Raw genomic sequence first — 12,293 nt, forward strand, 5'->3', positions numbered from 1 at the left:
ACTCACTTCTCATTATTTATTTGCTTAACAGCTTCTTTAAATACTTTACCACGACTTTCAAAATTCTTAAATTGATCCCAACTAGCACACGCAGGTGATAATAAAATCGCATCGCCAATTTGGCTAAGTTGCCAACTTTTGGCAACTGCTTCTTGAAGAGTATCTACTAGAATTATTTCTTGAATATTGGCGGCCAGTGCCGCTTTTTCCAATTTATGTTGACTTTCGCCAAATAAAATGATGGCTTTCAACTTTTCAATTGAAGGGATTAACTCATCAAATTCATTTCCTCTATCAAGCCCTCCAGCCAAAAGAATTGTCTTAGAATTATCGAAACCACTCAAAGCTTTCTCAGTCGCTAATATATTAGTTGCTTTGGAATCATTGTAGAATTTTCTTCCCAAAATTTCTCCAACATACTCTGTCCTATGCTCAACTCCACCAAAATGTCGAAGCGTTTCACGAATCGACTCAGTAGAAATTCCTAAAAGTTTCGCAACGATAATGGATGCCAAAGCATTTTCTAAATTGTGATCCCCTGGAACACCAACTTCTTCCACAGCCATCACGCCTTCGCCATTATAACACAATTGCCCCTCTTCTATATAGGCACCTCTAACTACTTTTTCTTTTGTTGAAAACAATATAATCTGAGCCCTACTAGTTTCACCTAAAGCAACTAGTTCAGATTGATTCCCATTCAAAATCAAGACATCATCTTGTGTCATATTCTTCTGAATATTCCACTTGGCTTTGACATACTCGTCGCGACTACCATGGTAATCTAAATGTGCTTCATATAAATTAGTAATGATAGCAATCTGTGGATGAAACTCAAGTGTTCCCATTAACTGAAAACTTGATAATTCGGTCACCAACACATCTTTTGCTGTTGCTTTTTGAGCTACAGTACTAGCCGGCGATCCAATATTTCCAGCCAAATAAGCTTTTCCATGTTCAAGACCTTGATTAAGTAACTCACCAATCATTGTTGTTGTTGTTGTTTTACCATTGGTCCCTGTAATACCAATAATTTTAGCCTCTGCAATTTGATAAGCTAGTTCAACCTCTGTTATAATTGGGATCTTTTTCTCTATTGCTTTTTCGAGAATGGGATTAGTATAAGGAATACCGGGATTTTTAACAACTAAAATAAATTCTTCATCCATCAAATCTGCAGGATGACCTCCTGTCACAACACGAATTCCTAATGAAAGCAATTCCTGTGCCTCAGGATTTTCATCAAAGCTTTTGGCATCATTAACTGTTACAAGTGCTCCTAACTGATGAAGTAAACGAGCTGCACTAACGCCACTTCTTGCCAAACCTAAGACTAAAATTTTCTTATTTTCATATGCTGTCACTGTTTTCATCTCGGTATTTTCTCCTTATAGAGGGCTTCCCCTTAGTATAAAATCATTAAAGTAATGACTGACATTACCAATCCTATTATCCAAAAAACAATATCAACTTTCCATTCACTCCACCCTGACATCTCAAAGTGATGGTGAATAGGAGCCATTTTAAAAATTCGTTTTCCTCTTAACTTAAATGAAGTTACTTGAAGCATTACGCTTGCTGTTTCAATAACATAAACTAAGCCAATTAAAAGTAGCGTCCACTCTTGATGAAGAAGAATCGAAATTGCCGCTAACATGCCACCCAATGCCAAAGAGCCAACGTCTCCCATAAAAATTTTAGCTGGTTTTTTATTAAACAAAAAGAAACCTAACAAGCCGCCCATTGTTGTTAAACAAATAATTAGAATATCATATTGTTGTTGGTTCCAAGCTATAATGGCATAGGTTCCAAATGAGATCATACCTAACCCTGAAACAAGTCCGTCTAAACCATCCGTCAGATTGACGGCATTAGAAAACCCAACTAACCAAATCATCACAAAAATACCATACACAATCCCTAAGTTTACTTCACCAATCACTGGCAACTCTAAGCTATTAGCAAATCCTTCATGACGAAACACTAGATAAAAAACAACTGCACCAATTATTTGACCGACTAACTTTTGTTTGGAATTTAATCCCATGTTACGTTTCTTAAATATTTTAATAAAATCATCCAAAAAGCCAAGTACTCCATATAGGACAAGAATGAAAATTACAATAGAAAAAGATGCTGTTAATGATTTTTGCCAAATTGCAAAAATCAAAGATGCTAAAACTATTGCAATTAAAAACACTAAACCGCCCATCGTAGGGGTTCCTGCTTTATTATTATGCCAAGTAGGCCCATCATCTCTGATTGATTGTCCTTGCTTTTTCATTTGAAAATAGCCTATAAAAAAAGGCATAATCGTTACAGTAATCGCAAAGCTTAACGCGATTGGTAAAAATACTTTAGTCCATTCCATTAGTTATTATCTCCTAAAAATTAGCGATAAAAGCAAACGCAGTCGCTTGCTTTTTCAACTATTTATTACTTGCCTCAACACTTTGGTTAGTCGCATCGATGTTTAATGCTCGTTCCAATAACGCGTTTGAAATTTCAGCGATCATTGCAGCTGGTTGAGTTCCAGTATTCATGTTCGGTTTTCTCATCGTAACATACATAATATAATCTGGATTTTCTGTTGGAGCAATTTGCACAACAGAATACAAATACTCATCTTTCAAATAGCCAGTTTCCTCAGCAATTTCAGCTGTTCCGGTTTTAGCAGAGACTCGATAATCATCAAGCTTATAAGCTGTACCCGTTCCATATTGTTCATCCTCTACTACATCGGTCATCATGTCTAAAACTTGTTTAGCAGTTCCTTCTGATATTGGTTTCCCCACAACTTCCGGTTGAGTCACTTCCTCTGTTCCGTCAGCTTTGACAATTTTTTTAATAAAATTAGGCTTCATCATTTGGCCACCATTCGCAATAGCTGTGAACCCCTGTACCATTTGAAAGGGCGTAACAGAAACAGCCTGACCATAAGCTGTCATCGCTCTATCGACCGTTGTATCTGTCCTTATTGTTCCATCGCTCTCAGCTGGAGGCAACCCAGAATTGGTACTCTTGCCGAACCCAAAGCGATTTAAATAATCAATCCATTTCATGTCCATCGCTTGTTGTAAATGAACCATTCCAACGTTACTAGACCAAGCCAGAGCTTGTCTATATGTAATAGTTCCTATCCCACCACGAATATGGTCATTAATCTCTTTATCATCAACTTGAATTTTCCCTGTTTGAAAAGTAGCATTTGGGTTAAAGTTGCCTGTTTCAATTGCCGCAGCAACAGTAAAAACCTTCATTGTTGATCCTGGCTCGTAGGCTTGTTCAACTAGTAGATTTTGCCACTGTGCCCCTTCTTCATCCAAACCTTTTAAAGTTTCGGGATCAAAAGCCGGTCGTTGAGAAGCGGCCAAGATATTTCCTGTTTTTGCTTCAACCAACATTGCTGTAATATCTTGTGCACCATACTTTTCCATTGATTCGGTTAATAAATTCTCTAAGTGAGACTGTAACCCATCATCTAATGTCGTGTATATCGAGATACCGTCCTGAGCTTCCTTCAACTCATTGACACTTCCAGGTAACGGATTACCTCGACTATCTTTTTGAAAGCTAATCTCTCCATCATGGCCGTTCAGTTCTTTATTATACATTTTCTCTATACCCATTCGGCCGAGCAACCCTTTACTTTCATCATCGTCATCTGCAAGCGCCGCATAGCCGACCAAGTATGGCGAGTAAACACCATTAGGGTAAATCCGAGCTGGATGAGCGTCAAAATATATACCTTTAATCCCAGCTTTTTTCAGTTCAGCTTCAATATTATTTTTAGTCTCTAAAGAAATTGCTTTACCTTTTTTACCAAATTCAACCCGTTTAATATCAAACCCTTCTGCATTTTTTTTTTGATTAAGTTGTTTTAATGTTTCTGCCGTTTTTATCTTTAAAGACTTATTTAATATCTCTGCAATTTTATCAAAGTTCTTAGGTTCGGCATACAAAATTTCTTGTTTTTGAGTTTTCGGATTCATCAGACCTAAATAAGTTTTATCCAATACTGCATATAACGAATAAGAAGTAGCGTCCTCAGCAATAGCAACTCCATTACGATCATAAATGGAACCTCTCTTTGCTTTCACAACGCTACTACCTTGGTAAAGTTGTTGAGTTTTTATATCTAGTGATGTCTGCCCTACTTTTCCAAATCCAACAATATAAGTAAATCGACCGATGAACAGAAAAAAGACAACAACCGTTGCCCCAAAGAGGATGGAGCCAAATTTTTTCCGGTTGTCCCTTGGCTCTAATCCTTTACTTCGAATATACTTCTGCCATTTCTTCCAACTCATTAGTTCACTTTCCTTATGTTCTCATCTTTAATTTCAAGACCAGCTTCTTTGGCTGCTTTTTCAATACGTTCGCGTCGTGAAAGTTCATTTTTTTCTTGTTCCAATTTGCTAACCTGATCAGTCTTGTTCTCAATATCCCCTTGAATTACTGCGATTTCTTCCTCTGCACGGGAAATAGTAGTCGTTAATTTGACTGTGAGCACTGCTATCGTCATAAAAACTAAAACAACTAAAGCAACGATGAACTTCTCGGCTTTTGAAATATTTTGTAATTTCTTTTTAGGATAGGTTAAGACAGGTTCTTCAGTCGGCTCTGTTTTTATTATTGGATCTACTTCTTGTGGAATGCTTACATCATATTCTTCAACTCGCTTTAATTCTGCCACCTGTTCTTCCCCTTCCTTTCAAGGTGCTTTTTTTTCAGCCACCCTTAATTTGGCACTTCTCGCTCGATTATTATCCGTTAATTCTTCTTCAGACGGAAGAATCGGTTTACGATTTACTAATGATAGAACTGGTTGAAACTCATCTGGAATAATTGGTAAACCTGGCGGAGTTTCCTTAGGCTGACTATATTCTTTAAAAATAGTTTTAACTATTCTATCTTCTAATGAATGGAATGTAATAACACTTATTCTTCCACTCGGTGCTAGTAATTTAATCGCCTGTTCTAAAGACTCCTCTACAACTGCTAACTCATCATTAACAGCTATTCTCACCGCTTGAAAAATCCGTTTAGCAGGATGTCCGCCTTTACGTCTCGCAGGCGCTGGAATAACATCTTTGATTAACTCAACTAGCTCACCCGTTGTTTCTATCGGTTGGACTTGTCGTCGCTTCTCAATTTCACGAGCAATTTGCTTTGAAAACTTCTCCTCACCGTATCGATAAAAAATTTTCACAAGTTCATGATACTCATAGGTATTTATCAACTCACGAGCTGTCAAGGTTGCTTCTTGATCCATACGCATATCTAAAGGAGCGTCCTGATGATAGCTAAAGCCTCGTTCGGCTTCATCTAATTGTGGTGATGAGACCCCTAAATCGTATAAGATTCCATCTACCTGACTAACACCCAATTCGTTTAATCTATCTTTTAACTCTCTAAAATTCGCCTTAATAAAGGTGACCATACCTTTTTCTATATACTCTTTCAACTTTTCCTGAGCGTGATCAATTGCCGTTTGATCTTGATCAAACGCATATAGATGACCCAAATCTTCTAATTGTGACAATAAATACTCACTGTGCCCCGCTCCACCTAATGTACAATCGACATAAGTGCCTGTAGGGTCTATTTTCAATTGGTCAACCGTCTCATGTAGTAAGACTGTTGTATGGCGAAATTCCTCAGTCATCCTATTATTCCTCTTCTTTCTTATAGGCCAAAATCAATCATTGTTTCAGCTAACTCATCAAAATTTGCTTCTGCTTCATCAGAGAACTCGTCCCATTTATCCTGACTCCAAATTTCAATTCGATTAGAGACACCAATAACGACACATTCTTTTTCCAAATTAGCGTGGGTTCGTAAAGTTTGAGGAATGTTAATTCGACCTTGCTTATCAATTTCACATTCTGTAGCCGCTGAATAAAAGAAACGAACAAATGTCCGAGCATCTTTTTTCGCCAAGGGCATTTCTTTAAGCTTGTCTTCTAATACTTCCCACTCACTCTGAGGATAACCAAATAAACAGCCGTCCATCCCTCTTGTCACAACAAATTTCTCACCTAAATCATCGCGAAATTTTGAAGGCATGATCAAGCGACCTTTTGCATCTATATTATGTTTGAATTCACCCATTAACATGATAGACTACCTCATTTACCCACTTAGTATATTTAGTCTACCACATTCCCCCACTTTCTACCACAAAGTAGTTAATTTTTTTTCATTTTTTTACTTAACCCTAAATATACGAAAGGATAGTCTAAATAGATAATTTGATAAAAACTATCCTATCCCTTGGTAACAAAGAGTTTTTAGATAATAAAAAAATGAGAACATAACTTTAATTCAAAAGTGGGAGGCAGGTGGGGAATTTTCCCTAAAAATAGAAAAAGCAACATAGAATAGTCTACGTTGCTTTTTTATTTTACATGTCTACACTACACATATTGAATAATGTTTAAAACAATTAAAAGAATGTATAATATCAAAGTAAGTAAAAAGACTATTCGCCAAAACATTTTAAAATATCGTTTATATTGAATATCACCATAGTAATACGCATGGCTTACGGCAATAATAATCCCTAACAGAAAAACTAAAATAAGCATGTAAGGAACTGCTGATACTTTAAATGTATCTTCTGAAATAGCATGAATTCCCAAAAATAACAATGGGGTGGCTAAATCAGGCGATTTTAATTTGTATTTTTTTACTAATGCTAATGATTGAACAATAAAATTACAAGCAAATAGTAAGATAATTGGGAAAATATACCAAAAAATCATTAAAACTGGTATCGACATGATTAACTAATCCTTTCTGTTCTCCAACTACTAGAGTAACTATACACTGTTTAGTTTACACACGTATGTCAGTCAGTTTAAGTTCCATTGTCTTTCAACGACATTTATTACGAAATCGTGTAATATTCTTCACAGTGGCTAGACCGCTTCGTTCGAGTCTCTAAAAACTTCTGTTAGTAAGACCAATTAATAATTATAGTCAAAAAAAAGGCTTCTGGCAATTGAAAGTTGCTTGTCTTAGCTTATTTGTGTAAACTTTAAATTAATAAGCATACTTTGAAAGGATGACAATCATTGATTAATTACTTTTCAGTCACAGAAGAAAGCAAAATCGTTAGAGTAACTGATGAATTATCAGCCAATTGGGTTCACATAGAAAAGCCAACTAGTGAGGACATCAATCACTTTACTAAACGTTACCATTTCCCACATGATTATCTTTCTGCAGTTTTAGATAATCAAGAATTTTCTCGGTATGAAGGCTTCAGACAACCTGATTTTCAACATCCATTATTACTATTATTACAGTATCCTAAAATTGTCATGAGCCCCAGTGGTTTTAAACAGATCGAAGCTCTTCCTTTCAGTATCATCATAACACCAGATAAAATTATCACAAGCTGCAATGATACCCTTGAGTTGGGCCCTAACTTACTCAAAGGAAAGGCTTTTTTTTCAAAAATAGAAACTAAAGAGAAATTAGCTATTCAACTAGCATGGCATTTTTCTGATTTGTTTAACTACTACATCAAAGCAATAAAAACTGAAACTGATGGCCTTGAAAGTGAATTACAAAAATCAACTGAAAATAAACAGCTCTTTCAACTAATGGATATGCAAAAAAGTTTGGTTTATTTTGACTCAGCATTAGAACAAAATTTAACTGTTATTGAGAAAGCTTATGAATCCCCGCTCATCATGACTAGCAAAGAAAGTACGACTGCTCTTTATGATATTATGATTGAAACAAAACAAGCCTTGGCTTCTGCTAAAATCCAAGCCGAACTATTGTCCCAGTTAGGTAATCTCTTTTCAGCCATTGTGTCTAATAATATGAATATTGTCATGAAAGTATTAACTGTAATAACCATCGTGTTGACTATTCCAACCATTATCGGCGGTGTTTATGGTATGAACGTCGAATTATCTTTTGCACAAGAAAAGAATGCCTTTTGGTGGTTGGTCATTTTGACCGTAATTTTCAGTCTTTTAACGTTCTGGATACTGAAAAAGAAAAAGTTTTTTTAACTTTGGGCTTGCTAATGCTGCACTAAAAGGTGTACACTTATGGCATTGAATAAAAAAAGGAGTGTCTTCCTGTGAGTAGTAAGAAACCAAGTACTTTTTCTAAAGTAACAAAAGTTGTTGTATGGGTTATGTTAATCGCAATTCTTGGCGCGGCCATCCTAGGCGGAGTCATGGCAGTTATATAGAAACCGCACAAATCACCTTTTAATCGATTTGTTATCGCCGTAATCATAAGCTTTCTTAATCAGAACTTTTACTCAATAAATTGTGCAAGTTCGATGAATGCATGCTAACACATATTTTCTCAAAATAAAAACGACTGGGAGTTCAATTCCCAATCGTTTTTATTTTTTTGCCAATGCCAACAACTCACGAGCATGTTCTTTTGTAAGTGGCGTAATTGCGTCACCTGACAGCATACGAGCGACTTCCAAAACTCGCTCCTCTTGATTAAGTTGCCTCACCGAAGTCTCTGTCCGTTTGTTTTTAACTTGTTTTTCAATAAAATATTGGACATCAGCTACAGCAGCCACCTGTGGTAAATGAGTAATACACAAAACTTGAGATTTCTCTGCCACTTGATGAATCTTATTAGCAATCGCTTGGGCTACCCGACCACTCACTCCTGTATCAACCTCATCAAATACGATACTTGTGACGCCATAAGTTTGAGAAAAAATAGTTTTTAATGCTAGCATTATTCTGGACAATTCCCCACCAGATGCTACCTTAACTAAAGGTTTCAGAGGTTCACCTGGATTGGTTGTAATAAAAAATTCAACTTTATCTTGACCCGTTTCAGTCAGCTGATTTTCTTTGGTAACCCGAACATCAAAGACGGTCTTCTCCATATATAACTCTTTCAATTGTTTCACAATTGCTTTTTCCAACTTATGAGCAATTGCCAAACGAACATCAGACATCCGAGTCGCAAGTTCCTTAACTGCCAACTCTTGTTCCGCTAAACGTACCTCAAGCTGTTCACTAAGGTTTTCACCTTGAATTGACTCCATTAATTCAATCGATATATCATTAAGATAGGCTAAAATTAACTCTTCAGACTCACCGTATTTGCGTTTCAATTGACGAATTACATCTAAACGAGACTCCACCTCATCAATTCGATTTTCTTCCATCTCCAACGAATCAACCATTCTAGAGATAGCTGTCGCCGCTTCTTGTAGTTGATAGTAACTATTTTTGACCACATCAGATACTTCTAAATATTCAACATCAATTCCTTCAATTTCAATCAACTCATTCATTGCAAACCCGACCTGATCCAAACTACTTGCCTCTCCACCAGTCAGTGCTTCATAACTATTCGTTAGACCATCCGCGATTTTTTGAAAATTATTTAGACGATGTCGTTCTTCCATCAACAGCGCTTCCTCACCAACTTTCAAATCAGCTGCCTCAATTTCCTCGCATTGAAATTTGAGCATGTCAATACGCTGTGCAAACTCTTTTTCATTTTTTTGTTTATTTCTAACCTTTTCCAAAAGCTCCCGATACACACCAAAAGAAGCTTCATAGTCACTTTTTAAATGACTGAGTGCTTCTTGACCAAACTGATCCAATAACCTCAAATGATTTTCGGCATGCATTAATTCTTGATGCTCATTTTGACCATGAATATCCACAAGAAAACTCCCTACTTCACGTAAAGTAGCCGTATTAATCAGACGGCCATTTACCCGACAAGCATTTTTTCCATTTTTGGATATTTCTCGCGAAATAATTACCGTATTATCTTCAAAATCTATTGCTAAATCGGCTAAAAGAGATTCTAATTTGGAATCAGGCGCTACACTAAACTGTCCCTCTAACACACATTTGGATGCTCCTTGGCGAATATAATCAACTGATCCACGTCCACCAACTAAAAGACCAACAGCATCAATGATGATTGATTTCCCAGCACCAGTTTCACCAGTTAAAACAGTCATCCCTTCACTAAATGAAACGTCTAGCGCAGAGATAATTGCAAAATTTTGAATAGACAATTCTTGTAACATCACTTTCACCTCTTACCCGTAGACTAACAAGCTTATTTGTTGATGAACACTTACAGCTTGACTTTCTTCCTGAAAAATCAACAACACCTTATCATCCGTTGCTAAACTGGTAAACAACTCTTTCTCATATAATTTCTCAACAAGCAGCCCTAGAGCCCCTCCACTCCCAGGAATTGTTTTCAAAGCGACCATTTTATCCATAATAGTCACATTAAGTAAGCTGCTTTCAAGCATCTTGGCCAACTTTCGATCATCAACATCCTGTTTTTGATTTGAAAGACTATAATGAAAAGAACCATCCTCATTACTCACTTTAATTAACTGCATGTCTTTAATATCACGAGAAATAGTCGCTTGGGTAACATCTATTCCACGTCCAGTCAATAATTCAACAAACTCCTCTTGTTTTTGAATTCGGTGTTCTTTCAACAATTGTTTAATCAATCGTTGACGGTCTGACTTCCTCATAAACTACCTCCTTCTGTCACTGCTCTAACTAGCCAATAGTTTTGACTTTTAACTCCCTATGAGCTAGCTCAACAACCTCTTTACTCACTTGTTCAATATCAATAGGCTCAATAGCTTCTTCGGCCCACTTTAAGTAAGCTAAAAATTCTATATTACCTTCACCACCTTTAATTGGAGAAAAATCAACGCCGTCAATTTGGTAGCCCTCTGCTTCCATAAAAGCTAGCATACGCTCCAAAACCATACAATGTGTCTCAGAATCTCGAATCACGCCATTTTTCCCAACAAACTCTTTCCCAGCTTCAAATTGAGGTTTTATGAGAGCGACCACCTCGCCACCAGAGATTAAAATCGTCTTCAAAACAGGTAAGATCAAACGCAAAGATATAAAGGAAACATCAATTGATGAAATTGTTGGTAAGCCTTTAGTAAAATCTTCTGGTTTTGAGTAACGAAAATTTGTTCGTTCCATTACCACAACACGCTCATCTTGTCGAAGTTTCCAAGCCAACTGATTGTAACCTACATCCAAGGCATAACTCATTTTAGCCCCATTTTGTAATGCGACATCGGTGAAACCACCCGTTGAAGAACCGATATCTAAAAGAATTTTATCTGTCATGTCGATTTGAAAAACATTTAAAGCCTTCTCTAACTTGAGACCTCCACGAGAAACATATTTTAATCCTTCCCCTTTTAAATGAAGCTCGGTATCAGCAGGGACTTTCTCTCCCGGTTTATCCATTCGCTGATTATTCTGATCATAAACTAATCCCGCCATCACAGCCCTTTTAGCCTTTTCACGTGTCTCACTCAAGCCTTGATTATAAACAAGGATATCTACTCGCTCTTTTTTCATAATTCCCACTCTCAGTCTAGATCATTAATGTTTGAATTAATTCCTCTAATATACTTTGATCACCTGGCATTTCAAGCTCGCTTTTCACTTCTTTTATCGCAGATAGGGCTTGCTCATAATGGTCAGCCAATGCTTTTTTCGCCCCATCAACACCCAGTAAAGAGGTATAAGTACTCTTATTCATTACTTGATCCATCCCAGTTCTTTTGCCTATTAAAGCTTCATCTCCGATGACATCTAACAAGTCATCCCTGATCTGGAAAGCTATCCCAAAATTTTCCGCATAACTCATCATCAAATCTCTAATTTTTTTCTCTTGACCACTCAACAACAGCCCAGCCTCAACAGCAAATTGAATTAACGCACCCGTTTTACGACGATGAACTGATTGCAAACTAGCTAAATCTAATTGCTGTGATTCGCCTTCAATATCAGCGACCTGCCCCCCAATCATCCCTTGAGTCCCCGCTCCCCTAGCTAAATACTCAAGTAATGTCACTTTCAAGTTTGCTTCAATTTCACCTTGAGCAACTAAATGAAACGCTTCTGTCAAGAGCCCATCACCAGCTAGTATCGCTAACCCTTCGCCAAAAATAATATGGTTAGTCGGCTTACCACGACGCAAATCATCATTATCCATAGCTGGCAAATCATCATGAATTAGCGAATAAGTATGAATCATTTCGAGCGCTCCCGCTACTTGATAAGAGCCTCTTGTAATCTGACCGTTGAAGAAATCAACCGTCGCAAGTAGCAATAATGGGCGCATTTTTTTTCCACCTGCAGCTAAAGAATAAACCATACTTTCATATAGATGCTCTTCAGTCGCTTGTCGTTGAATAAAGTGATTGACCTCTTGATCCACTTGAGGCAAATGATTTTCAGCAAACGCTGCAAGTAAACTACTTACCATCT

Annotated in this window: 13 protein-coding genes; 2 read left to right on the forward strand and 11 right to left on the reverse strand. The window is 37.0% G+C overall.

Translation table 11 applies throughout. The features are described 5' to 3' along the window. Nucleotides 1-2: 2 nt before the first annotated feature. The 7 genes from murD to AC5KOD_RS02085 all read right to left on the reverse strand — a co-directional run bounded on the left by murD (nt 3) and on the right by AC5KOD_RS02085 (nt 6,785). Entirely contained in the window at nt 3-1,373 is a 1,371-nt protein-coding gene (gene murD, locus AC5KOD_RS02055; RefSeq protein WP_496912886.1) for a UDP-N-acetylmuramoyl-L-alanine--D-glutamate ligase, read from the reverse strand. A 32-nt stretch (nt 1,374-1,405) separates the two neighbouring features. After that, nucleotides 1,406-2,371: a phospho-N-acetylmuramoyl-pentapeptide-transferase gene (gene mraY, locus AC5KOD_RS02060; RefSeq protein WP_496912887.1), complete on the reverse strand. Its 966-nt coding sequence runs from the start codon at nt 2,369-2,371 to the stop codon at nt 1,406-1,408. 58 nt (nt 2,372-2,429) lie between these two features. Further along, complete coding sequence (locus AC5KOD_RS02065) at nt 2,430-4,310, reverse strand: penicillin-binding transpeptidase domain-containing protein (RefSeq protein WP_496912888.1); 1,881 nt, start codon at nt 4,308-4,310, stop codon at nt 2,430-2,432. Then, nucleotides 4,310-4,696 carry a cell division protein FtsL gene (gene ftsL, locus AC5KOD_RS02070; protein ID WP_496912889.1) on the reverse strand — a complete coding sequence of 129 codons (387 nt, stop codon included), beginning with the start codon at nt 4,694-4,696 and terminating at the stop codon, nt 4,310-4,312. The genes AC5KOD_RS02065 and ftsL overlap by 1 nt, the downstream gene beginning before the upstream one ends. Before the next feature lie 18 nt (nt 4,697-4,714). Beyond that, on the reverse strand, nt 4,715-5,668 hold the full coding sequence (gene rsmH / locus AC5KOD_RS02075) for a 16S rRNA (cytosine(1402)-N(4))-methyltransferase RsmH (protein WP_496912890.1): 954 nt from the start codon (nt 5,666-5,668) through the stop codon (nt 4,715-4,717). Nucleotides 5,669-5,688: 20 nt separating this feature from the next. Continuing rightward, complete coding sequence (gene mraZ / locus AC5KOD_RS02080; protein ID WP_496912891.1) at nt 5,689-6,120, reverse strand: division/cell wall cluster transcriptional repressor MraZ; 432 nt, start codon at nt 6,118-6,120, stop codon at nt 5,689-5,691. Between the two features lie 299 nt (nt 6,121-6,419). Then, nucleotides 6,420-6,785, reverse strand: coding sequence for a DUF3397 domain-containing protein (locus AC5KOD_RS02085; RefSeq protein ID WP_496912892.1), 366 nt, complete (start codon nt 6,783-6,785; stop codon nt 6,420-6,422). Nucleotides 6,786-7,079: 294 nt separating this feature from the next. Between AC5KOD_RS02085 and AC5KOD_RS02090 the strand changes: the two genes are divergently transcribed. Beyond that, complete coding sequence (locus AC5KOD_RS02090) at nt 7,080-8,033, forward strand: magnesium transporter CorA family protein (RefSeq protein ID WP_496912893.1); 954 nt, start codon at nt 7,080-7,082, stop codon at nt 8,031-8,033. Nucleotides 8,034-8,104: 71 nt separating this feature from the next. Further along, nucleotides 8,105-8,218, forward strand: a complete 114-nt coding sequence (locus AC5KOD_RS02095) for a DUF4044 domain-containing protein (RefSeq protein ID WP_496912894.1) — start codon at nt 8,105-8,107, stop codon at nt 8,216-8,218. 159 nt (nt 8,219-8,377) lie between these two features. On the opposite strand, the gene recN is transcribed toward AC5KOD_RS02095, so the two are convergent. From recN to AC5KOD_RS02115, 4 genes are read right to left on the reverse strand one after another with little or no spacing between them, the layout of a single operon-like run. Next, nucleotides 8,378-10,051, reverse strand: coding sequence for a DNA repair protein RecN (gene recN, locus AC5KOD_RS02100; protein ID WP_496912895.1), 1,674 nt, complete (start codon nt 10,049-10,051; stop codon nt 8,378-8,380). A gap of 12 nt (nt 10,052-10,063) precedes the next feature. After that, complete coding sequence (locus AC5KOD_RS02105) at nt 10,064-10,519, reverse strand: arginine repressor (protein ID WP_496912896.1); 456 nt, start codon at nt 10,517-10,519, stop codon at nt 10,064-10,066. 28 nt (nt 10,520-10,547) lie between these two features. Then, complete coding sequence (locus tag AC5KOD_RS02110) at nt 10,548-11,378, reverse strand: TlyA family RNA methyltransferase (protein ID WP_496912897.1); 831 nt, start codon at nt 11,376-11,378, stop codon at nt 10,548-10,550. A 16-nt stretch (nt 11,379-11,394) separates the two neighbouring features. Then, nucleotides 11,395-12,291, reverse strand: a complete 897-nt coding sequence (locus tag AC5KOD_RS02115) for a polyprenyl synthetase family protein (RefSeq protein ID WP_496912898.1) — start codon at nt 12,289-12,291, stop codon at nt 11,395-11,397. Between the last annotated feature and the right edge of the window lie 2 nt (nt 12,292-12,293).

This window comes from Vagococcus sp. WN80Y (genome assembly GCF_059621045.1).

Coding starts and splice junctions, on each gene's coding strand:
- mraY (WP_496912887.1), bottom strand. CDS start 2,371: ATGGAATGGACTAAAGTATTTTTACCAATCGCGTTAAGCTTTGCGATT.
- AC5KOD_RS02105 (WP_496912896.1), bottom strand. CDS start 10,519: ATGAGGAAGTCAGACCGTCAACGATTGATTAAACAATTGTTGAAAGAA.
- murD (WP_496912886.1), bottom strand. CDS start 1,373: ATGAAAACAGTGACAGCATATGAAAATAAGAAAATTTTAGTCTTAGGT.
- AC5KOD_RS02085 (WP_496912892.1), bottom strand. CDS start 6,785: ATGTCGATACCAGTTTTAATGATTTTTTGGTATATTTTCCCAATTATC.
- AC5KOD_RS02110 (WP_496912897.1), bottom strand. CDS start 11,378: ATGAAAAAAGAGCGAGTAGATATCCTTGTTTATAATCAAGGCTTGAGT.
- AC5KOD_RS02065 (WP_496912888.1), bottom strand. CDS start 4,310: ATGAGTTGGAAGAAATGGCAGAAGTATATTCGAAGTAAAGGATTAGAG.
- AC5KOD_RS02115 (WP_496912898.1), bottom strand. CDS start 12,291: ATGGTAAGTAGTTTACTTGCAGCGTTTGCTGAAAATCATTTGCCTCAA.
- mraZ (WP_496912891.1), bottom strand. CDS start 6,120: ATGTTAATGGGTGAATTCAAACATAATATAGATGCAAAAGGTCGCTTG.
- rsmH (WP_496912890.1), bottom strand. CDS start 5,668: ATGACTGAGGAATTTCGCCATACAACAGTCTTACTACATGAGACGGTT.
- recN (WP_496912895.1), bottom strand. CDS start 10,051: ATGTTACAAGAATTGTCTATTCAAAATTTTGCAATTATCTCTGCGCTA.